The organism is Pseudomonas sp. KU26590 (assembly GCF_026153515.1).
In the GTDB taxonomy this organism is placed as follows: domain Bacteria; phylum Pseudomonadota; class Gammaproteobacteria; order Pseudomonadales; family Pseudomonadaceae; genus Aquipseudomonas.
Window position 1 is genome coordinate 2,453,575 of record NZ_CP110644.1, and the last position, 21,131, is coordinate 2,474,705.

At 62.6% G+C, this 21,131-nt stretch carries 17 protein-coding genes; 5 read left to right on the forward strand and 12 right to left on the reverse strand.

All coding sequences use genetic code 11. The annotated features are described in order from the left end of the window. Positions 1-259: 259 nt before the first annotated feature. Entirely contained in the window at positions 260-3,001 is a 2,742-nt protein-coding gene (acnA, locus tag OKW98_RS10925; RefSeq protein WP_265389160.1) for an aconitate hydratase AcnA, read from the reverse strand. 235 nt (positions 3,002-3,236) lie between these two features. Between acnA and rlmM the strand changes: the two genes are divergently transcribed. The 3 genes from rlmM to OKW98_RS10940 all read left to right on the forward strand — a co-directional run bounded on the left by rlmM (position 3,237) and on the right by OKW98_RS10940 (position 7,193). Beyond that, positions 3,237-4,304: a 23S rRNA (cytidine(2498)-2'-O)-methyltransferase RlmM gene (rlmM, locus tag OKW98_RS10930; RefSeq protein WP_265389161.1), complete on the forward strand. Its 1,068-nt coding sequence runs from the start codon at positions 3,237-3,239 to the stop codon at positions 4,302-4,304. Between the two features lie 808 nt (positions 4,305-5,112). Continuing rightward, positions 5,113-6,540, forward strand: a complete 1,428-nt coding sequence (locus OKW98_RS10935) for an FAD/NAD(P)-binding protein (RefSeq protein WP_265389162.1) — start codon at positions 5,113-5,115, stop codon at positions 6,538-6,540. Positions 6,541-6,704: 164 nt separating this feature from the next. Then, the gene (locus tag OKW98_RS10940; RefSeq protein ID WP_265389163.1) at positions 6,705-7,193 is read left to right on the forward strand and encodes a hypothetical protein; all 489 of its coding nucleotides are present in this window, start codon (positions 6,705-6,707) and stop codon (positions 7,191-7,193) included. Here OKW98_RS10940 and soxR read toward each other — a convergent pair. Beyond that, positions 7,184-7,645: a redox-sensitive transcriptional activator SoxR gene (soxR, locus tag OKW98_RS10945; RefSeq protein WP_265389164.1), complete on the reverse strand. Its 462-nt coding sequence runs from the start codon at positions 7,643-7,645 to the stop codon at positions 7,184-7,186. The two genes, OKW98_RS10940 and soxR, sit on opposite strands and share 10 nt — an antisense overlap. Before the next feature lie 179 nt (positions 7,646-7,824). Here soxR and OKW98_RS10950 point away from each other — a divergent pair, with 179 nt between their 5' ends. Continuing rightward, positions 7,825-8,160 (forward strand): antibiotic biosynthesis monooxygenase, encoded by a 336-nt coding sequence (locus OKW98_RS10950; protein WP_265389165.1) that lies wholly within the window; start codon positions 7,825-7,827, stop codon positions 8,158-8,160. Between the two features lie 37 nt (positions 8,161-8,197). Here OKW98_RS10950 and OKW98_RS10955 read toward each other — a convergent pair whose 3' ends face one another. The 3 genes from OKW98_RS10955 to OKW98_RS10965 form a co-directional block, all read right to left on the reverse strand. Further along, a complete protein-coding gene (locus tag OKW98_RS10955; RefSeq protein ID WP_265389708.1) occupies positions 8,198-9,301 on the reverse strand; it encodes a sigma-54 interaction domain-containing protein in 1,104 nt (367 codons plus the stop codon). Positions 9,302-9,505: 204 nt separating this feature from the next. After that, positions 9,506-10,642: an FMNH2-dependent alkanesulfonate monooxygenase gene (gene ssuD / locus OKW98_RS10960; RefSeq protein ID WP_265389166.1), complete on the reverse strand. Its 1,137-nt coding sequence runs from the start codon at positions 10,640-10,642 to the stop codon at positions 9,506-9,508. A gap of 353 nt (positions 10,643-10,995) precedes the next feature. Continuing rightward, on the reverse strand, positions 10,996-12,612 hold the full coding sequence (locus OKW98_RS10965; protein ID WP_265389167.1) for an inorganic phosphate transporter: 1,617 nt from the start codon (positions 12,610-12,612) through the stop codon (positions 10,996-10,998). 333 nt (positions 12,613-12,945) lie between these two features. On the opposite strand from OKW98_RS10965, the gene OKW98_RS10970 reads away from it, so the two are divergent. Next, positions 12,946-13,356, forward strand: coding sequence for a hypothetical protein (locus OKW98_RS10970; protein WP_265389168.1), 411 nt, complete (start codon positions 12,946-12,948; stop codon positions 13,354-13,356). A gap of 121 nt (positions 13,357-13,477) precedes the next feature. Here the strand turns inward: OKW98_RS10970 and OKW98_RS10975 are convergent, their stop codons facing one another. The 7 genes from OKW98_RS10975 to OKW98_RS11005 all read right to left on the reverse strand — a co-directional run bounded on the left by OKW98_RS10975 (position 13,478) and on the right by OKW98_RS11005 (position 21,082). Continuing rightward, positions 13,478-14,494, reverse strand: coding sequence for a transporter (locus OKW98_RS10975; RefSeq protein WP_265389169.1), 1,017 nt, complete (start codon positions 14,492-14,494; stop codon positions 13,478-13,480). A 220-nt stretch (positions 14,495-14,714) separates the two neighbouring features. Continuing rightward, on the reverse strand, positions 14,715-15,548 hold the full coding sequence (locus OKW98_RS10980) for an aldo/keto reductase (RefSeq protein WP_265389170.1): 834 nt from the start codon (positions 15,546-15,548) through the stop codon (positions 14,715-14,717). A 429-nt stretch (positions 15,549-15,977) separates the two neighbouring features. Next, positions 15,978-17,402 (reverse strand): efflux transporter outer membrane subunit, encoded by a 1,425-nt coding sequence (locus OKW98_RS10985; protein WP_265389171.1) that lies wholly within the window; start codon positions 17,400-17,402, stop codon positions 15,978-15,980. Continuing rightward, positions 17,399-18,331, reverse strand: a complete 933-nt coding sequence (locus tag OKW98_RS10990; RefSeq protein WP_265389172.1) for an HlyD family secretion protein — start codon at positions 18,329-18,331, stop codon at positions 17,399-17,401. Before OKW98_RS10990 ends, OKW98_RS10985 begins: the two co-directional genes overlap by 4 nt. Next, complete coding sequence (locus tag OKW98_RS10995; protein WP_265389173.1) at positions 18,328-18,537, reverse strand: DUF1656 domain-containing protein; 210 nt, start codon at positions 18,535-18,537, stop codon at positions 18,328-18,330. Before OKW98_RS10995 ends, OKW98_RS10990 begins: the two co-directional genes overlap by 4 nt. Next, a complete protein-coding gene (locus tag OKW98_RS11000; protein WP_265389709.1) occupies positions 18,534-20,624 on the reverse strand; it encodes an FUSC family protein in 2,091 nt (696 codons plus the stop codon). Before OKW98_RS11000 ends, OKW98_RS10995 begins: the two co-directional genes overlap by 4 nt. Before the next feature lie 5 nt (positions 20,625-20,629). Next, positions 20,630-21,082: a MarR family winged helix-turn-helix transcriptional regulator gene (locus tag OKW98_RS11005; RefSeq protein ID WP_265389174.1), complete on the reverse strand. Its 453-nt coding sequence runs from the start codon at positions 21,080-21,082 to the stop codon at positions 20,630-20,632. Positions 21,083-21,131: the final 49 nt, after the last annotated feature.

The window sequence follows — 21,131 nt, forward strand, 5'->3', positions numbered from 1 at the left end:
TTTTGTTGATGCAGGGCGGAGGGCATGTAGGGCGTTTCTGATGACGAGGGATTTGGGTTGGACACTGGCCCCATTTTTGGTGGGGCCATATGACGTCTTCCCGGCTAAAGCCAGTCCCACAGGTGCGCGCGGTGTTGTAGGGCCGGCTTCAGCCGGGAAGAGGCCGGTTTGAACACCAGAAGATCTAGGCTGTAAAAACTGACCCTTCCCGGCTAAAGCCAGTCCCACTGACAGCGGGCGGCTTTAGCCGGGATGAGGCTCAGGAAGCAATCAACTGCCGCAACACGTAATGCAGAATCCCTCCCGCCTTGAAGTATTCCACCTCGTTCAAGGTATCGATCCGGCACAGCACGTCGATGTTTTCCTGCTGGCCGTCCTCGCGGGTAATCTGCACCGCCAGGCTCATGCCTGGCTTGAGGGTGGCACCGGTGAGCCTGGTGATGTTCAGCACTTCCTTGCCCGTCAGGCCCAGGGTTTTGCGACTTTCGCCAGCCCTGAACTGCAGGGGCAGGACGCCCATGCCGACCAGGTTGGAACGGTGAATGCGCTCGAAACTCTCGGCGATCACCGCTTTGACGCCCAGCAGATTCGTGCCTTTCGCCGCCCAGTCGCGACTGGAGCCCGTGCCGTATTCCTGACCGGCAATGACCACCAGTGGCGTGCCTTCTTCCTGGTAACGCATGGCCGCGTCATAGATCGGCAGCTTCTCGTCGGTGGGCACGTGCAGCGTGTAACCGCCTTCTTCGCCGCCGAGCATTTCGTTGCGAATGCGGATGTTGGCGAAGGTGCCGCGCATCATCACTTCATGGTTGCCGCGCCGCGAACCGTAGGAGTTGAAGTCCTTGTACTCCACGCCCTTGCTGCGCAGGTAGCGACCGGCCGGGCTGTCGAGTTTGATGTTGCCGGCGGGGGAGATGTGGTCAGTGGTCACCGAGTCGCCCAGTACCGCCAGTACGCGAGCCTGCTGCACGTCGGCGATGACCGGCAAAGGACCGGCGACGTCCTCAAAGAACGGCGGGTGCTGAATGTAGGTCGAGTCCGGCTGCCAGACGTAGGTCGCCGCCTCCGGCACCTGAATCGCCTGCCACTGGGCGTCACCGGCGAAGACTTCGGCGTATTCCTTGTGAAACATGCTGGTGCTGACGTTCATCACGGCGTCGGCTATCTCTTGCTGGGTCGGCCAGATGTCGCGCAGATAAACCGGCTGGCCGTCGCTGCCTTCGCCCAGGGGCTCGCTGCTCAGGTCGGTGCGCACGGTGCCGGCCAAGGCGTAAGCGACCACCAGCGGCGGCGAGGCCAGCCAGTTGGTTTTCACCAGCGGGTGCACCCGTCCTTCAAAGTTTCGGTTGCCCGACAGCACCGACGCGACCGTCAGGTCCGACTGCTGAATGGCTTTTTCAATCGGATCGGGCAATGGCCCCGAGTTGCCGATGCAAGTGGTGCAGCCGTAGCCGACCAGGTCAAAGCCCAACTTATCGAGATACTCCGTGAGACCAGCGGCGTTGTAGTAATCGGTCACGACCTTGGAGCCGGGTGCGAGCGAACTCTTCACCCACGGTTTGCGCTGCAGGCCTTTCTCGACGGCTTTTTTCGCCAGCAGACCGGCCGCCATCATCACGCTGGGGTTGGAGGTGTTGGTGCAGGACGTGATGGCAGCGATGACCACCGCACCGTTCTTCAGGCGATAGGTCTGGCCGTTGTATTCATACTCAGCCTCGCCCACCTGGGCGGCGTTGCCCACTGCGACACCGCCGCCGCCTTCGCTTTCCAGTCGGCCTTCTTCGTGCTTGCTCGGGCTGACGGCCAACCCGAGGAAGTCGCTGAACGCCTGGGATACATCGGGAAGGGCGACGCGATCCTGGGGACGTTTAGGGCCGGCGAGGCTGGCGACCACCGTACCCATGTCCAGCTCCAGCGCATCGGTGAACGCCGGTTCCTGACCGGGCAGGCGCCACAGACCCTGGGCCTTGCAATAGGCCTCGACCAATTTCACCGTTTCGTCCGGACGCCCCGACAGGCGCAGGTATTCCAGCGTGACGTCGTCGACCGGGAAGAAGCCGCACGTCGCGCCGTATTCCGGGGCCATGTTGGCGATGGTGGCGCGATCCGCCAGCGGCAAGTCGGCCAGGCCGTCGCCATAGAATTCGACGAATTTACCGACCACGCCTTTCTTGCGCAGCATCTGCGTCACGGTCAGCACCAGGTCGGTGGCGGTGATGCCTTCGCGCAGTTTGCCGATGAGCTTGAAGCCGATGACTTCCGGAATCAGCATCGACACCGGTTGGCCGAGCATGGCCGCTTCCGCCTCAATGCCGCCGACACCCCAGCCGAGTACGCCGAGGCCGTTGATCATTGTGGTGTGGGAATCGGTACCGACCAGCGTGTCCGGGAAGGCGTAGGTGCGGCCGTCTTCTTCCTTGGTCCACACGGTGCGGCCGAGGTATTCCAGGTTGACCTGATGGCAGATGCCGGTGCCCGGCGGCACCACGCTGAAGTTATCGAACGCGTTCTGGCCCCAGCGCAGGAACGCGTAACGCTCGCCGTTGCGCTGCATCTCGATGTCGACGTTCTCGCCGAAGGCCTTGTCGTCGCCGAACCGGTCGACCATGACCGAGTGATCGATGACCAGATCCACCGGCGACAGCGGGTTGATGCGCTGGGGATCGCCACCGGCCTTGGCCACGGCGGCGCGCATGGCGGCGAGGTCAACCACCGCCGGGACGCCGGTGAAATCCTGCATCAGCACGCGCGCGGGGCGGTACTGGATTTCCCGATGGGATTTGCGCTCAATCAGCCAGTCGGCGAGGGCCTTGAGGTCGTCGCCGGTCACCGTGTGGTTGTCTTCCCAGCGCAGCAGGTTTTCCAGCAGCACCTTGAGCGACATCGGCAGTTTGTCGAGATCGCCCAACGTGCGCGCGGCATCCGGGAGGCTGAAATAGTGGTAGGTCTTATTGCTGACTTCGAGTGTCTTGAGGCTTTTCAGGCTATCGAGGGAGGGCATGACTGACTCCTTGACGGTCCGTGCAGCACGCGCGGACGGGCGATCGACGGTAAGACGGGTCTTGCTGCAGCGCTCTGGTCGGCGCTTTTAAATGCTCATTGAGTAGTACTGGACCCGCCGGCTGAGCCAGTGGTTCCTGATTCGGCTATCATGCGCCGCTTTCGAGTCATTGAGGTTAGTCCTCATGTACAGCTTGCGCCGCGACCCGAGTCGTGGCGCGCGAGGAGACCGTCCCGTGAACACCCTTTTCATGCATTGCCGCCCCGGCTTCGAAAGCGAGGTCTGCTCGGAACTCAGCGAGCACGCCGCCCGCCTTGAGGTGTCCGGCTACGCCAAGGCGAAGACCGACGCCGCCTTTGCCGAATTCATCTGCACCGAGGCCGATGGCGCCGAGCGGTTGATGAACAGCCTGAAGTTTCGCGAGCTGATTTTCCCCCGGCAGTGGGCCCGTGGTGTGTTTGTCCAGCTGCCTGAAACCGACCGCATCAGCGTGATCCTCGAACACATGGCCGGCTTTACGCCGTGCGGCAGCCTGTGGCTGGAAGTGGTCGACACCAACGACGGCAAAGAGCTCTCGACCTTCTGCCGCAAGTTCGAAGCGCCGTTGCGCAAGGCCCTGGAGAAGGCCGGCAAACTGGTCGACAACCCGAGCCTGCCGCGCCTGCTGCTGACCTTCAAAAGCGGGCGCGAGGTGTTTCTCGGGCTGGCCGACGCGAATAACTCGGCGATGTGGCCCATGGGCATTCCGCGCCTGAAATTTCCCCGGGAAGCGCCCAGCCGCTCGACCCTCAAGCTTGAAGAGGCCTGGCACCACTTCATCCCTCGCGATCAGTGGGACGAACGCCTGTCGGGCGACATGACTGCGGTCGACCTCGGCGCAGCACCCGGCGGCTGGACCTACCAGCTGGTGCGGCGCGGCATGCTGGTCACCGCGATCGACAACGGACCGATGGCCGAAAGCCTGATGGACACCGGGCTGGTGCAGCACTTGATGGCGGACGGCTTTACCTTCAAGCCGCGTCAGCCGGTGGACTGGATGGTCTGCGACATCGTCGAAAAGCCCGCACGCAACGCCGCGCTGCTGGAAACCTGGCTGGGTGAAGGTCTGTGCCGCGAGGCGGTGGTCAATCTCAAGTTGCCGATGAAGCAACGTTACGCCGAAGTGCGACGCCTGCTGGAGCGCATCGAAGACGGCTTCAAGGCGCGCGGCGTCAAGGTCGCCATCGGTTGCAAGCAGCTGTACCACGACCGCGAAGAAGTGACCTGCCATTTGCGCAGGCTGGACATGAAGCGCAAGGGCTGATCCGCCCATCACGCGTCTGACACATCGCGCCAGACGCCGATCATTGTAGGAGCGCGCTTGCCCGCGAATGCGGTGTTTCAGGCGCTGCGTGAGTGACAGAACGATCGCGTTCGCCAGCAAGCCGGCTCCTACGGACGGTGGGTATGACGACGATCCCACGTGTTGCTACGGACCCGTAGACGCCTGTGGATTTCGGTAGTGCGACGACCTCGCTCACGCTGACGATTCTCGATAGTGCACCGTTCCCCGTAGGGGCCGGCTTGCTGGCGAACGCGGTTGATGAGACGACCTCCTCACACCTGACCCACCGCATTCGCGGGCAAGCGCGCTCCTACAATTGTGTGTGGGGTGTCAGGTCAAAATTCGTGGTTAATCCATCGCGTTCGCCAGCAAGCCGGCTCCTACGGACGGTGGGTATGACGACGATCCCACGTGTTGCTACGGACCCGTAGACGCCTTTGGATTTCGGTAGTGCGACGACCTCGCTCACGCTGACGATTCTCGATAGTGCGCCGGTCCCCGCAGGAGCCGGCTTGCTGGCGAACGCGGTTGATGAGACGACCTCCTTACACCTGACCCACCGCATTCGCGGGCAAGCGCGCTCCTACAATTGTTTGTGGGGTGTCAGGTCAAAATTCGTGGTTAATCCATCGCGTTCGCCAGCAAGCCGGCTCCTACGGAGTTGACTATTTGGCGTGACGTTTTTTCGCGCCAGGCGTTATCTCAAATCGTCTCTGATCGACGCGCACGGACACGCTGTCCATAATCAGCCGGGTGCGCCCTGGTGGCGAAGAGAAAGGGAGAAGCAATGAGCGCTGAACACAATGGGCCTGACGCCGACATCCTCATCGTCGGCGGTGGCCTCAGCGGCACGATGCTCGCGGTGCAGCTGCTGCGCTTGCCGGGCCAGCGGCGGATCCTGATCGTCGAGTCACGCAGCGAGTTGGGCCGGGGCGAGGCCTACAGCGCTACCGAGCTGGGCCATACGTTGAACGGCAACGCCGCGCGCATGAGTGTCGACCCGGACGATGTCGACGATCTCACCCGCTGGCTGACCGACTATATCGCCGCCGGCGGCTGGCCGGAGTCTGATCAGCAGCAGGTGCCGGTGGCCGAGCTGTTTCCGCCCCGCGGAATTTTCGGTCTGTACGTTCAGCAGCGCCTGGAAGAGGCCCGGGTGGTCGGCGAGCGGCACGGCTCGACCGTCAAGCACGTGCGCGGCGAAGTCACCGACCTGCAGACTGACGCCGCCGGCCTGCGACTGACCCTCGCCAATGGTGAGCACCTGACCGGCCGCTTTGGCGTACTGGCCACGGGCATGTTCGCCGCCGCCCGCACGCCTCAGCGTGATTCAAACGGCCTCAACGCCGCCGCCGTTGATCCGTGGGACGTAAACGCCATGCGCCAGCTCGATCCTCAGGGCCGGGTGTTGATCATCGGCTCGGGCCTGACCATGGTCGACGCTGTGGTCTCGCTGGAACAAGCAGGGCATCGCGGGCCCATCGGCGTGTTTTCCCGCCACGGTCTGTTGCCCCACGTGCGCCGTCAGCCGCCGACGTGGCCGGATTTCCTCGCTGCTGATCCGAACATTCGCAGCACCCGGCAACTGGTCAGGGCCTTGCGCCAGCAGTGCGCCCGAGCGGCGGAGCAGGGCATCGATTGGCAGGCGCCGCTCGACACCGTGCGCGTGCACATTCCACGGCTGTGGAGTCAGGCGTCTGACTTGCAACGGCGCCAATTCGTACGCCACGTCCGGCCGTGGTGGGAAAGCCATCACCACCGCTCGCCACCGCCCAGTGCGCACTTGCTGGATCGGCTGATCGGTGAAGGGCGCTTGAACATCCACGCCGCCTCATTGCTCAGCGTGGAGGGCGCCGAGGCCGGACAAGTCCGCATAAGCATTCGCTATCGCGGCCAGGACAACGCCACCACGGAGAGCGGCGCAGCGCTGATCAACTCGACCGGCATTCAATACGACTGGCGCCGTGTCGATCGTCCCTTGCCGCGTAACCTGTTGGCGCGCGGCCTGATTCAGCCGGGGCCGCTCGCGCTGGGGATCGCCGCCGATGCTGCAGGCGCCGTCATGGACGCCGATGGGCGCCACTCGTCGCGGTTGTTCGCCATGGGCCCGCCCTTGCGCGGGCTGTGGTGGGAAAGCACCGCCGTGACCGACGTGGCCCTGCAGGCCAAGCTGCTGGCGGCGCGACTGGCGGCGGCGAGCAACGTGCCGAGCTGAATGGACAGGAGATTGTGTCGACTGCGACACAATTTCCGCGGCCCCTCCTCAAGCACCCTCCGAACGGGCCGAAAGCCCATTATCGACCCGGTAAGACCGCCAGCTTTGCATCGCGAGGCGACAGGGACGTCAGCGATTGCACAGGGCTATGGAGGCCATCTTTCATGTTGAGCTTGAGTTTCAGAAATCCCGCAGAAGCAGCGCTGTTCCTGCCGCCAACTGTTGCGTCAAACCCCCTCGGCACTGACGATCCGCAGCAAAACCTCAGCGCCGCCGATCAGGTGCGTCAGGGCATCGAAGTGCTGCTTTCCGCAGACGCGCAGAAGGCGGCGAAGAAGGGCGACAAGAACGCTGACATCGACGCCACGCACCTGCCTGACCGGATCAAAGAGCAGCTCAAGCTGATCCGCTCGATTCAGGAGCGCATTGCCAAACGCATGCAGGACATGCAGGCGTTCATGAGCGATCGCTCGCTCTCGCCCCGCGCCCGGGAAGGCAAAATGCGCCAGTTGCAGATGGAAATCATGGCCATGACCAACTCGCTCATGCAGGCCACCAACCAGCTCAATCAAGCGATGCAGCAGATGCATCTGTCACTGGCCGATCAGACCCTTGCCGGCACCCTGGTCAGTCCGCAAAACCTTCAATCCTGATCCAGCAGTCGCGGCCCGGCGCCTTGCTCGCTCAAGCTGTCGCCGAAGTTACGCAGCGGGCAGGCCTCCATCGACAGGCAGCCGCAACCGATGCAGCCATTGAGTTGGTCGCGCAGGGCGGTGAGGCGGTTGATGCGTTCATCCAGATCGGTTTTCCAGCGCTCGGACAGCCGCGTCCAGTCGTCAAGGCTGGGCGGGCGGCCCTGGGGCAGGGTCTGCAGCGCGGTCTGTATCGTCGCCAGCGGAATGCCCAGGCGCTGGGCGGTTTTGATCAACGCCACCCGACGCAGCACATCCCTGGGATAGCGACGCTGATTACCGGCGTTGCGCTGGCTGCTGATCAGGCCTTTCGCCTCATAAAAGCGCAGCGCGGTGATGGCCACGCCGCTGCGGGCGGACAACTGGCCAACAGTGAGTTCGCGGGCGGTGGGCGGGATGTCCTGGGTGAGCATGCAATCTTCCTGTGTGCCAGATGACGCTTGACCTCCAGTTAACTGGAGGTTTTACCCTGCGCAGCATCCCTTGCCCCGATGGACTTGGCAAGTGGCGCACCGGCGCAAGAAACGTATGGGTCAACGCCGGTTTGCGCAGCATCCTGTTCAGCAACAACCGTCATCCGTGGAGAACCTTCATGACACCAGCAGCCGCTCATCTTCCGTTCAGTCAGTTCGTTGAGTTCGCCGTCGACCCGCAGCATCAGGCCGGGCTGGTCGGGGCGCTCAACGAACGTTTCGAGCGCTTCACGCGCACCTACCCAGGCTTTGTCCGCGCCAGCGTGCAGGTCAGCGAAGACCGTCAGCGGGTGCTGAGCCATGTGCAATGGCTGTCGAAGACCGACTGCGAGCGCGCGTTCGAGAACGCCGAGCAGGGCGAAGGGGACATTTGGGAGTTGATTCGTCGACACCGGGCGACGTCGATGATCTTTAATGCGTACGAAGTGGCGGGTGAAGTCGTAGGACCGCGTTAGGGGTGAACGCAGTCCCATACATTGCGTCGCTGTGGGCTCACACCGACAAGTGCAGCATCCGTTCACCCTGGGTCTGCTCGCCGGGGCGGCGCTTGTTGACGGCCAGTTCGCCGATTTTGATCAGCCGCGCGCGCACGACATTGCGGCTCAATCCGAGCAACTGGGCGGTGTGCACCTGATTGCAGTGACTGAAGCGATAGGCCGCGCGCAACAGGGCGTCTTCGACCTTCTCGTGCAACGCGCCGGCCTGCTCCTCGAACAGACGCTGGAACGCCCGGGCGAGCAGTGCTTCGGTTGAATCATCGACGGCGGGGGCTGAGTCTTCCTGACGCTCAAGGCGCAGGTTCGACAGGCGCAGATCGCTGGCCTGAATCACGCCGTTGCGGCAGATCAGCAGGGTGTGGTGAATGACGTTTTCCAGCTCGCGGATGTTCCCCGGCCAGCCGTAGGTGCGCAGCTTGTGCTCGGCATCGGGGCTGATCTGGATCGGTCCGCACCCCAGTCGCTGGCTGTAGACGTCGATGAAGTGCCGGCTCAGCGGCATGATGTCGCCCGGCCGTTCGCGCAGCGTGCTCAGCGCCAGATTGACGACGTTCAGGCGATAGAACAGGTCTTCGCGAAAGTGCCCGGCATTGATGGCGCGTTCCAGTTGTACATTGGTCGCCGCCAGCACCCTCACGTTGATCGGCGTGCTCTTGCGCGAGCCCAGCCGCACCACTTCGCGCTCCTGCAGGACGCGCAGCAGTTTGACCTGAATCGCCAGGGGCAGATCGCCGATTTCGTCGAGAAACAGGGTGCCGCCGTTGGCTTCTTCAAACCAGCCGGCCTTGGCCGTGAGGGCGCCGGTGAAGGCGCCTTTTTCCTGGCCGAACAGCTCGGCTTCCACCAGCGATTCCGAAAACGCGCCGCAGTTGACCGCCACGAACGGCTGGTGACGGCGGCTGCTCAGGTTGTGAATGTGGCGCGCCACCAACTCTTTGCCAGTGCCGGTTTCGCCGATGATCAGCACGCTGGCGTCGCTGGGCGCGACTTGTTGGATGTGGGCCAGCAGCGCCTGGGACCTCGGGTCTTCGAACACCTGCGCGGTGGCGCGGATCGAGGTGGCCAGGGCCGGCGAGGGCGGTAGGGTCAATAGCTGCATGGGGATCACTTGTGGTTGGAACGGTACGCTGGCTGTCATGAAGGACTCCTTGTCGCGGTCGCACAGCAAACGGGCAGTCCCTGTAGGAGTGACCGGGGTGGCGCTCCACCCTGCTCGCGAATTCGGCCTATGAGGCAATGATGTCCTCTCAGGCACACCGCGATCGCGGGCAAGCGCGCTCCTACAGGTGGGGCGATTGCGATGCTATTTCTGCGGCGGCAAGTCGTTGGCAATCATCTCGCCGAACGGGCCGGTGAGGTTGGTGATGCCGCGGCCTGCCAGGCTGCGGTACGGCTCGGGCAGCAGCGGGAAGACCAGCTCGGCGAAGCGATAGGCTTCTTCCAGGTGCGGGTAGCCGGAGAAGATGAAGCTTTCGATGCCCAGGTCCGCGTACTCCTTGATTCGCTCCGCGACTTCCTGCGGATTACCGACCAGCGCTGTGCCCGCACCGCCTCTTACCAGGCCGACACCCGCCCACAGGTTCGGGGCGATTTCCAGGTTGTCGCGCCGACCGTCGTGCAGCGCGGCCATGCGCCGTTGCCCTTCGGAATCGAAACGCGAGAAGGATTTTTGCGCAGCGGCAATGGTGTCGTCGCTGATGTGCTCGATCAGGGTGTCGGCGGCTTTCCAGGCTTCTTCGCTGGTTTCACGGACGATCACGTGCAGGCGGATGCCGAACTTGACCGTACGACCATTGCGCGCGGCGCGCTCACGGATGTCCGCCAGCTTCTCGGCCACGGCGGCAGGGGGCTCGCCCCACGTGAGATAAACGTCGACCTGCTCGGCGGCCAGTTCATGGGCCGCCTCGGAGGAGCCACCAAAATACAGCGGCGGATAGGGCTTCTGGATCGGCGGGTAGAGGGCTTTGGCGTTCTGGACTTTCAGGTGCTTGCCTTCGAAGTCCACGGCTTCGCCCTGCAACACGCGGCGCCAGATCTGCAGGAATTCGTCGGTGACTTCGTAGCGCTCGCTGTGATCGAGGAAGCTGCCATCGCCACGGTTCTCGTCCGGATCGCCACCGGTGACGACGTTTATCAGCAGGCGTCCGCCGGACAGACGATCCAGCGTCGCGGCCATGCGTGCCGAAACGGTGGGGGAGATGATCCCCGGACGAATCGCCACCAAGTAACGCAAACGCTCGGTCAACGGCACAAGGGCCGATGCGATCACCCAGGAGTCTTCACAGGAGCGACCGGTCGGAATCAGCACGCCGTGGTAACCCAGATCATCCGCCGCCTGGGCGACCTGTTTCAGGTAATTGAGCGTGACCGGGCGCGCGCCCTTGGTCGTGCCCAGGTAATGGCCGTCGCCGTGTGTCGGTAGAAACCAGAAAACATCCATGAGAAATCCTTCGAGCGGAATCGGTGGGCTTTTGACAAGTGCACCCGTTATAAAGGCTTCGATTTATTCCGTAAAAGAACTGAATTCCATATTTTTATAACCGTTAGAGATATGCCCGGTTTCTTCGTTCTGAGGGGCCTTTGGAGAACGCCTGCCGGGCTACAACCTGTAGGAGCGCGCTTGCCCGCGAATGCGATTTACCTGTGACCGCTGCGTCGTCTGACACACCTCTTCGCGGGCAAGCGCGCTCCTACAGGGTTATAAGCCCTCTGATCAACCGCAGGCCTGGTAAACGGCACGCAAAAAAACAGGCGCCGAAGCGCCTGAAAGAGAGTACGGGAGACTCTTCGAAATCAGAAAATCTGGGTGAACAACCAGTACAGGCTGCCCGACAACAGGATCGCGGCAGGCAGGGTCAGCACCCATGCCATCGCCAGGTTGCGCAGCGTGCGCATCTGCAGCCCTGAGCCGTTGGCGACCATGGCGCCGGCCACCCCGGAAGACAGGACGTGGGTGGTCGACACCGGTAGTCCATACATGTCCGCCGCGCCAATGGTCAGCATCGCGACCATTTCAGCAGAAGCGCCCTGGGCGTAGGTGAGGTGGGTCTTGCCTATCTTCTCACCGACGGTGATCACAATGCGTTTCCAGCCCACCATGGTGCCCAGGCCCAGCGCGATCGCTACGGCCACCTTGACCCAGAGCGGAATGAAGCGCGTCGCGGTGTCGATCTGCTGCTTGAACTGATCGACCTTGGCCTGAGTGTCGGCGTCAAAGTTGCCGACCTTGTTCTTGTCCATCACGCGGATGGCTTCCGACGTCAGGTACATGTCGTTTCGTACGTTGGCGGTGGCCTCGGCGGGCACCTTGGCCAGGGAACCGTAACTGGCAACCTGATCACCGATCTTGCCGGCCATCACCGCCAGCGCCGGGATCAGGTCAGGGGTCGCCTGCTTGTCGCGGATGTAAACGGACAGTGTCTGGCGGGAATCGGCCGGCGCGGGCAGTGGCGCCGCTTTGGTCAGAGCCTGTTGCGTGACTTGCGCGACTGCGGCGAACTGCACCGACTCATCGGCCGGCATCGCGCGGTTCAGCGCGTAAGCCATTGGCAGCGTACCCACCAGAATCAGCATGATCAGGCCCATGCCTTTCTGGCCATCGTTCGAGCCGTGGGCGAAGGACACACCGGTGCAGGTCAGGATCAGCAGACCGCGAATCCAGATCGGCGGCGGCTTGTTGCCTTCCGGCGCTTTATATAGTGCGCGGTTCTTCACGAACATGCGCAGCGCCATCAGCAACAGCGCGGCGCAGGTAAAGCCCACCAGCGGCGAGAGCAGCAGCGAATAGCCGACTTTGGTCGCCTGGGACCAGTCCACGCCGCTGGTGCCGTCACGGCCGTGCATCAATGCGTTGGCGATGCCGACACCGATGATCGAGCCGATCAGCGTGTGGGAAGACGACGCCGGAAGACCCAGCCACCAGGTGCCGAGGTTCCACAGGATCGCCGCGATGAGCAGGGCGAAGATCATCGCGTAGCCCGCCGACGAGCCAACTTGCAGGATCAGCTCGACCGGCAGCAGGGCAATGATGCCGAACGCCACCGCGCCGCTGGAAAACAGCACACCCAGGAAGTTGAACGTTCCCGACCAGACCACGGCGAAGTTCGGCGGCAGGGAGTGGGTGTAAATGACCGTCGCGACGGCGTTGGCGGTGTCGTGGAAACCGTTGACGAACTCAAAGCCCAGCGCAATGACCAGCGCCACGCCCAGCAAAATGAACGGCGTCCAGGTCAGCACCACGGTGCCCAGATCGTCCATGTCCTGCTTGAGGCTGTAGCCGGTGTAAAACAGGCCCAATACCAGCACGACGAAGAAAATCACCATCGTCGTCACGCCAGGCTTGCGGCCGAATTGAGCACTCAGTCCGGGCCCCTGTTGCAGGGGGCGTTGAGCCAGTGTGGGGGTTGCCATGGGTCACGATCCTGTCGAGGGGGGATGGCAGACATGATCATTTCAAAATGTGACAAAAATGCGACGTTGATCAAGCAATGCGTGGATAGATCGAGATCCAGACCAACGGATGCGTTGTCTAGACCGGCTTTCAGGTCCGCAGACGGATACCGCCAGTATTAAAGCTCGCTCAAGGTTTAATGTTTAGTTATTTAAGTCATCGCGAATTGTTCTAACCATTCGTCCTTGTTGACGGGAAATTTGAAGCCTGTATGGCTCAATAGGCTAGTGTGAAAACGAGGTTCAGTCCTCACTCAATTTATCTAATTATGTTACTTGCTAAGGATTGCAGTCATGGTCGCTAATGATAAAACCCAACACCCATACGATAAGCCCTACGTGACAGGGAAGAACCCGGGAGATGTTATTGAACGAGACGTTGATTTCACGGTTGAAGTATTTACCAATCAAATTCAGATCTACAAGTATGTACTTTGCCTGATTGACGACGATGGTCGTGCTGCTTCCACCGACCCGGTACTGATTGCACCGGAAACGCCCGTTGGCCCTGACGAGCCAATCAAATCTAAATCCATCCAGCTGCGGTCCGATGTCAAACCCGGCAAGGTGACGGCTTACTTTATTTTTATCCAGAACACCAAGGGCGCTGAGCACGAATTTCAAGAGTTCATCAAGCAAGGCAAAGATCTCAGAACATTTAATTCTGGGAAAAACTTTGAGGGTGACAGCTATATTGTTAAGTAGCTATCAGCGAGCTTAGGTCCCGGCTTCCTGCGGCATAAGTTCGCCCCACTCACATAAGTCTGACTTCTCGCCTTTACCCATGACGGTCGGGGCAGGTCGTCAGATTTATGATTAACGGCGTTTAATACTCCCGACTTTTTCGAAACGCCCAGCGGCCGGCGATAAACGTAAAGGTCGCTACCAGCGCCACCAGTACCCAGAACCCGTGGGGATCGCTGGCCAGTGGAATGCCCCCGACATTCATCCCGAAAAAACCAGCCACGATATTAATGGGCAGCGCCAGCACCGTGACCACCGTCAAGGTGAACAGCGTGCGGCTGCTCTGTTCGTTGAGGTTGGCGGCGATTTCTTCCTGCAGCAGTTTGATTCGTTCGCCGAGGGCGGTGAGGTCGCTGATCACCAACGCCGACTCTTCGGTGGATTGCCGCAGTTCTTGCAAGTCGTCCTCCAGCAGCCATTGGGGTGGACGATGCAGCAGGCGCATCAGCGAGCCGGGCTCCAGGGCCAGCAGCCGTTGCAGGCGCACTAGTACCCGACGCATGGCGCCCAGTTCCGAGCGGTTGTTACTCAGGCGTTGCGAGAGCAGTTGGTCTTCGATCTTGTCGACGCTGAGGCTGGTCTTGCGCATGAACTGGCTCAGTACGTCGCTTTGGTCGCGCAGCAGGTGGGCGAGCAATTCGAGCGGGGAGCGGAAGGTTTCGCCCTGTTTGACCGAGGAACGCAATCGGTCCACCGAGCGCAGCGGTTGATGACGCGCGGAGATCATCAGGTTACTGCGCACACAGACCCACAAGGTGGCGATGTCGGTGGAGATGCGGTTGAAGTCAAAGACTACGTCGTTGACCACCGCGAGCAGGGCGGAGTCGACGTGTTCGATGCGCGTGGAGCGTGACCCTTCGTGCAGGGCTTCGAGAAACTCGTCGGGCAGGTCGAGGTTGGTTTTCAGCCAGCGCTCGCAACTGGCGTGGGCCAGGTTCAGGTGCAGCCAGACGAACTCGTCGGGCTCGGTCGGTTGGCGCAGGCATTCCAGCGCGGCCGTCGAATCCAGCTCGCGACCAGGATCGCCGGGACGAAAACGGTAGCCGTACAGCAAGCCAAACAGATCGGAATCCTGATGGTGCGCAATGCGTTGATTCATGAAGGCTCGCAGACGGAGAGTGCCCCGCAGGGCACGAGATCGAAAGCGGCATCATCGCAAGGCTTTTTGACAGTTTTGTGACGGTTTGTATCAGATGGTTACGATTCGCTTGCGCTCATTGTAGGAGCGCGCTTGCCCGCGAAAAGATTCAGTCAGCGAAATATATGTTGGCGGGCAGTCTGCATTCGCGGGCAAGCGCGCTCCTACAAACGCGGGGCCATCAGACCATGGACAACCGCGTCTTGCGCAGTGGCGCTGGCCAGGAGGAATCAATCAACAATTCATCCTCAATCGAGAGCTCGATATCCACCGCAGCGGCGTTCAATTCCAGATGATGGGGCGTGACGGCCTTGGGAATGGCGATCACGCCGTCCTGCCGCAGCACCCACGCCAGGCTGATCTGCGCCGGGGTGGCATCGAGTCGTTCGGCGACTTCGAGGATGGCAGGGTTCATCAACAGATTGCCGGCCTGGCCGATCGGGCAGTACGCCATCAGCGGCATCCGCGCGGTTTGCATCCACGGCAGCAGGTCGTACTCGATGCCGCGTTCTTCCGGGTTGTATAACACCTGGTTAGTGGCACAGCCGCCGCCGAGGCCAAGCGCGTCCAGCTCCAGCAGGTCGGACACGTCGAAATTCGAGACGCCCCAACGGCCGATCTTGCCCGCTTCACGCAGACGTTCGAAGGCTTCGACGGTTTCTTCGAGAGGGTACTGACCGGGCCAGTGCAGCAAGTACAGGTCGATGTAATCGGTCTTCATGCGCTGAAGGCTGCGCTCGCACGCCGCGGCAATGCCCGCCCGGCTGGCGTTGTGCGGATACACCTTGCTCACCAGCATGACCTCGTCGCGGCGCCCGGCGATGGCTTGGCCGACGACTTTTTCGGCGCCGCCCTCGCCATACATTTCGGCGGTGTCGATCAGCGTCAGGCCCAGGTCAATGCCCAGTTGCAACGCCGAGACTTCCGCCTCGAACTGATGGCGATCCTCACCCATGTGCCAGGTGCCCTGACCGATGACGGGGACGGTTTTGTCTGCCAGTTCAAGCGTGCGCATCGGGGGTGCCTCCGGGCGGATAGGACTGTGTGATTAAAAACTCAGGCAGTGCTGGCCGGCAGGGGTTCAATTCCAAGCGAATACGCGGCGAGTGAGTGCGATCGCCTATCCATTGTAGGACCGGCTTCAGCCGGGAAGAGGTCCGTTTGAGCGAAGTCAATTTTGCGGTGTGACCACCGACGCATTCCCGGCTGAAGCCGGTCCTACAACATGCGCGCGATCCCGCTGAATGCATGCGGTCAATGAGTAGGACCGGCTTCAGCCGGGAAGAGGCCTGTGTGAGCACCATCATTTTGTGGTGTGACACATGACGCCTTCCCGGCTAAAGCCGGTCCTACAATGGTGTTCCCGCCATTATCACTGGATGCACGCGGTCAATGAGTGGGACCGGCTTCAGCCGGGAAGAGGCCAGCATGAGCACCGTACATTTCACTTATGCCCATTCTCCCAACCCCCGCCCAATGCCAGGAACAGGTCGATCTGTCCCATCGCCACTTGGGTATTTGCCGTCGCCAGTTGCGCAGTGATGTCGGTGTAGGTGCGGGTGGCTTGCAGGTCGGCGAGGAAGGATTCGCGGCCGGCGAGGAAGAACCGGTGGGTCTGGTCCGCCGCCTGGCGCGCCGACTCCTCGGTTTCAATCAACGCATCGCGGCGTTCCAGTAACGCGGTGTATTGCGACAGCCCGGTCTGGGCCTCGCGTATGGCGTTCAACACCACGCCGTCAAAGCGCGCCAGCGCCGCTTGATTCGACGCTTCGGCGACATGAATCCGCGCCCGCGCGCCATTGGACGGGATGGTCCAATTGATCACCCCACCAAAGCCCCAGCGGTTGGTCGACGGGTCACCGAGTTCATCGAGAATCCCCACCGTGCCCACCGTCGCGCCGATGCTGATATCCGGATACAACTCACCCGTCGCCACACCAATGGCCGCCGTCGACATGGCCAGCCGGCGTTCTGCCTGGCGCACATCGGGGCGACGCTTGAGCAGCGCAGCACCATCGCCCACCGGCATGACTTGGGCGATGTGCGGCAGCTCGGCGCATTCCGCCACCCCTTGAGGCAGTTGGTTCAGCGGACGGGCGAGCAGCATCGACAGGCGATACAGCGCCGACTTCTGCGCCGCTTCGTAACGCGGCAAATCGGCACGCAGCGAGCGGAACTGGGTTTGCGAGCGCGTCACCTGGGTTTCATCGCCACGGCCGGCATCGCGCAGGCGTTGGGTCAGGTTCAGGCTTTGCTTCTGCAGGTCAAGGGAGTGCAGGGCGATGTTACGCTCTTCGTTGGCGGCACACACCCGGGTGTACGCGCGCACCACGTCGGCAACCAAGGTGATGCGCGCCGTGTCGGCCGCAGCCTGGGTCGCGTCGGCGTTGGCCTGGGCCGCTTCAATGCCGCGCTGCAGCACGCCGAACAGGTCGAACTGGTACGACGTGGTCAGCCCGACATCGCCGACGTTGGCCACCGGCACTTTCTCCGGTTGCAGATAAGCCTGACCGGACTCCTGCAAGCGCTGCGCCCCCGCTTTGGCCTTGCCGCTCCAGCCACCCGCGGCATCCGCCTCGCTCATCTGGAAACGCGCCCGTTGCAGGTTCGCCGCCGCGACGCGCAAGTCAGTGCTCGACACCAGCGCCTGACCCACCAGCTCGTCGAGTTTCGGATCGTGATACAGCCGCCACCAGTCAGCCGGCACCGGCGCCGAGATCACGTTGGTCGACGAGCCGGCCAGCTCGCCTTGCAGATCGGGGCGATTCACGGCGGCTTTATCGGGCAGCGTGTAATCCGGGCCGACCACGGTGCAAGCCGACAGCAGCAAGCCCATGCCCACGGTCAGCAGGCGTGCGCGGTGTTTCATTTCAGCGCTCCTGGCTGGACGGGTTGGTCATTTGCCTGAGCGCGCGAGGAATCGTTCGCCCGTGCGTCATCGATGATCGACACCGTCGCCGTGCGCCCGGCAATCATGCGGAAGTCCGCCGGCACGTCATCAAACGCAATGCGCACCGGAATCCGCTGGGCCAGACGCACCCAGCTGAACGCCGGGTTGACGTTGGGCAGCAGGTTCGAGCCGCTGCTGCGGTCGCGGTCTTCGATGGCCGCGACGATGCTCACCACATGGCCACGCAGGCGCGCGTTGTCGCCGATCACGCGGATGTCCACGCCGGAGCCGATGTGAATCCCGTCCAGCTTGGTTTCTTCAAAGTAGCCGTCGATGTGGAACGAGTTGCTGTCCACCACCGACAGCACTGGATGCCCGGCGCTGACGAATTCGCGGTCGCGGGGCGCGCGGTCGTTGAGGTAGCCGTCCACCGGGCTGCGGATCACCGAGCGGTCCAGGTTCAGTTGCGCCGAATCGACGGCCACCTGTGCTTCGTTCAGGGCCGACAGCGCGCGGGCTTCCTTGGACTGGCTTTCTTCCAATTGCTCGCGGGCCACCAGATTGCCGAGGCTGCGGTTACGGCGGTTCTCGCGCTGGGCCTGTTCCCAGGTTTCCTTGCGCTCGGCGACCGTGGCCTGGGCCTGGCGCAAGGCAAGGCGGAAGCGGTCCTGGTCGATGGTGAACAGCAACTGGCCTTTCTTGACCCATTGGTTGTCGCTCACCGCGACCTTCTCGATCAGCCCCGAAACGTCCGGGGCGATCTGGATCACGTCGGCGCGGATGTGCCCGTCGCGGGTCCAGGGCGCGTACATGTAATACATCACCATGCGCCAGACGACGATCGCGGCGAGGGTGACAACCAGCAGGGTCAGGACCACGCGGCCCAGCGTCAGTAGAGGTTTTTTCATTTCATCAGGTATCGACTTAGGGTATCCACGACGCCGAGCAACAGAGCGTATAGACCGACGTTGAACAAAGCCCGGTGCCAGACCAGGCGGTAGAAGCGGGCGCGCGTCAACACGGCGTGCACCACCAGAAAAATCAGGTAAGCGATGCCCATCAGCACCAGAAAGGTCGGCAGGAAAATCCCGTTGATGTCTACGTCACCGATCATAACGGCGCTCCATCGATGCCATAGGGCGGTTGTTCTTCCTGTTCGGCGAGCACATCGACAATCTCCACACCCGGCAGCAGCGCCAGGCGCAAGCCACTGAGGGCGTGCAGCAGATTCATCCGCGCGTCGTCGTCGCCCACGCCGTTGAAGGTCAGGGCGCGACGGGCGCGGTCCATGGTCATCAACAGACCTTTAGGGGCGGGCAAACGCTCCCGGGCTTTCAGGCAGTCGCGGAAATGTGCGCCGACTTCGGTCGCCACTTGGCGCAGCAACTGGCGCGGCGCCGTGTCGACCCGCGGCATGTACGCCAGCAAATCCAGCATGTTCAGGGCGACGCGCACTTCGCGCAGTGCGCTGGTGGAATCCTGCGCGGTGATCGCCAGGCGCGGCAGGTGCTGCATCAGGCGGTCGAGCATGCGCACGCCCATCTGGCGGTGCTCGGCCAGGCTGGCTTCTTCGCTGAGGGAGACAATGTCGCGCCAGCTGAAACGGGTCAGGCGCTTGGCCGCCACTTCGGTGCCGAACGGCCGCACGATCAGCGTCCAGACGAAGGCGAATGCCAGGCCCGCCGGCCCGGCCAGGTTGGAATTGACGAAGTTGACGAAATCGGCGTCGTAGGCGCTCTGGATACTGATGAAGGACGAGGTATTGACGATGGTCAGCAGCGTGCCGAGGTAGAACTTCGGCTGCACGGTCAGGGTGCCGACGCAGATAAACGGCACCGAAAACGCCAGCACCAGCATCGGGAAGTCGTGCAGGTTGGGCAGCACCACGAACAGATAGAGGCTGGCGAAGATCACCGACATCATGGTCCAGAAGAAGAACCGGTAGATCTGCGGCGCCGGGTCGTCCATCGCCGCGAAGAAGCTGCACGACACCGCCGCCAAGGCCACCGCGCTCGCACCGTCCTGCCAGCCGAGCAGGATCCACAGCACCGAGGCGACTATGATGGCGCTGACCGACGTGGCCACCGAATACAGCATCATGCCGCGATCAAGAAACGGCGACAGCCGACCCAGCCGCCAATGGCGGTACACCGCGCGCCACGACGAATGATCGTCAGTCTCGATGGCGTGCTGCAGGCTACGGCAGTCCTGCCACAGGTCGATCCACTCGCCCAGGCGATACAGCGCGTTCGACAGCAACAGTTGCCGGCGATCGTCGATTTGCACGGGCGTCGGTTGCAGGCGGTCGAGCTCGGTGTGCAGGGCCTTCCAATACTTGATTGGCGCGCCTTCGGCGGTCTGCTCGACCCAGTCGCGGCATTCGATCAACAGCGGGGCGAGGTCGGCTACGTGCTCGGGCGAACGTCGTTCCAGCGCCCAAAGCGCGTCGTCCAGGGCATCAATCACGGGCAATAGGTGAATCATCCGTCCGCGCAGCTCCTTGGCGTTGCGCACGGTCTGGCGATGGGCGCCTTCGTGGGGCAACTGGCCAATCATCAGCTCCAGGCTGTTGAACGTGCCGACCATGGCCGTGCGCAGGCCGCCGACCGCTTCCGGGGTGGCGCCGCGGGACAGGAACAGATCGCTGTAGGCCGAGGCGTCCTTGAACCACTTGCCCATGGCATCGACCAGCACCGGCGCCAGCCGACGTGGCCAGAACATCGCGCCGACCACCGCGGCGCAGACGATGCCGAGAAAGATCTCCTCGGTGCGCGAGACGGCGATGTCGAATACCGCTTGCGGGTTGTCCACCACGGGGAAGGAAATCAGCGGCATGGTGTAGCCGGCCAGCATCAGAGCGTAGCTGTTGGCGGTGCGCAAATGCAGGGAGAGGAAGAGCAGGGTGCCGGTCCACAGCGCGATGACCACCGCCAGCAAAAACGGCGTCTGCACGAACATCGGCACCAGCACCACCGAAGCGGCCGCGCCGAGTAGGGTGCCGGCGGCGCGGTACAGCGCCTTGGAACTGGTCGGCGCCACGAACGGGCTGGAGACGATGTAGACCGTCGCCATCGCCCAGTAAGGGCGGGGCAGTTCCATCATCAGCGCGATATACAGCGCCACCATCGACGCCGCGAACGTGCGCACGCCGTAGAACCAGTCGCGGCCCGGCGGTACACCGTCGAAAAAGCCTTTGAACATGCCGCTCAAGATGACGACTCCGGCGCCATCGGCGTGGCCTGGGCAATGGCGTTGAACACGCGCAACGTCGCTTCCAGGTCCGCCGGGTCGACGTGACTGAAGATGTCGCGACGCAGGCGGATCAACTCCTCCTCGATGGAATTGGCCAGCGCGCGGCCCTCGTCGGTCAGGCTCAAGGCCTTGGCGCGGCGGTCGGTGGGGTCTTCGGTTCGCTGCACCAGCCCGGCTTTGCACAGTTGATCAAGCAGGCGCACCAGTGACGGGCTTTCCAGCCCGCAGGCCTGGGCCACCGTGACCTGACGCACGCCTTCACCCAGGCGCGCGATCATCAGCAACGGGCCGGCGCAGGCTTCGGTGACGCCAACGTTGATCAGCGTGGTCTGGCAGACGCGACGCCACTGCCGGGAGGCTGCGACGACGCCGCCAGTGATGCGCATTTGCAGGGTGTCAGGGTTCATGAAGGGCCATTGAAGCGGGACGTGGGTTTGGTTAGGAGCTGAATGATTA

Coding starts and splice junctions, on each gene's coding strand:
- OKW98_RS10940 (WP_265389163.1), top strand. CDS start 6,705: ATGTTGAGCTTGAGTTTCAGAAATCCCGCAGAAGCAGCGCTGTTCCTG.
- soxR (WP_265389164.1), bottom strand. CDS start 7,645: ATGCTCACCCAGGACATCCCGCCCACCGCCCGCGAACTCACTGTTGGC.
- OKW98_RS10975 (WP_265389169.1), bottom strand. CDS start 14,494: ATGAATCAACGCATTGCGCACCATCAGGATTCCGATCTGTTTGGCTTG.
- OKW98_RS11000 (WP_265389709.1), bottom strand. CDS start 20,624: ATGTTCAAAGGCTTTTTCGACGGTGTACCGCCGGGCCGCGACTGGTTC.
- OKW98_RS10980 (WP_265389170.1), bottom strand. CDS start 15,548: ATGCGCACGCTTGAACTGGCAGACAAAACCGTCCCCGTCATCGGTCAG.
- OKW98_RS10955 (WP_265389708.1), bottom strand. CDS start 9,301: ATGCAGCTATTGACCCTACCGCCCTCGCCGGCCCTGGCCACCTCGATC.
- OKW98_RS10995 (WP_265389173.1), bottom strand. CDS start 18,537: ATGATCGGTGACGTAGACATCAACGGGATTTTCCTGCCGACCTTTCTG.
- OKW98_RS10970 (WP_265389168.1), top strand. CDS start 12,946: ATGGTCGCTAATGATAAAACCCAACACCCATACGATAAGCCCTACGTG.
- ssuD (WP_265389166.1), bottom strand. CDS start 10,642: ATGGATGTTTTCTGGTTTCTACCGACACACGGCGACGGCCATTACCTG.
- OKW98_RS10985 (WP_265389171.1), bottom strand. CDS start 17,402: ATGAAACACCGCGCACGCCTGCTGACCGTGGGCATGGGCTTGCTGCTG.
- OKW98_RS11005 (WP_265389174.1), bottom strand. CDS start 21,082: ATGAACCCTGACACCCTGCAAATGCGCATCACTGGCGGCGTCGTCGCA.
- OKW98_RS10990 (WP_265389172.1), bottom strand. CDS start 18,331: ATGAAAAAACCTCTACTGACGCTGGGCCGCGTGGTCCTGACCCTGCTG.
- OKW98_RS10935 (WP_265389162.1), top strand. CDS start 5,113: ATGAGCGCTGAACACAATGGGCCTGACGCCGACATCCTCATCGTCGGC.
- acnA (WP_265389160.1), bottom strand. CDS start 3,001: ATGCCCTCCCTCGATAGCCTGAAAAGCCTCAAGACACTCGAAGTCAGC.
- OKW98_RS10950 (WP_265389165.1), top strand. CDS start 7,825: ATGACACCAGCAGCCGCTCATCTTCCGTTCAGTCAGTTCGTTGAGTTC.
- OKW98_RS10965 (WP_265389167.1), bottom strand. CDS start 12,612: ATGGCAACCCCCACACTGGCTCAACGCCCCCTGCAACAGGGGCCCGGA.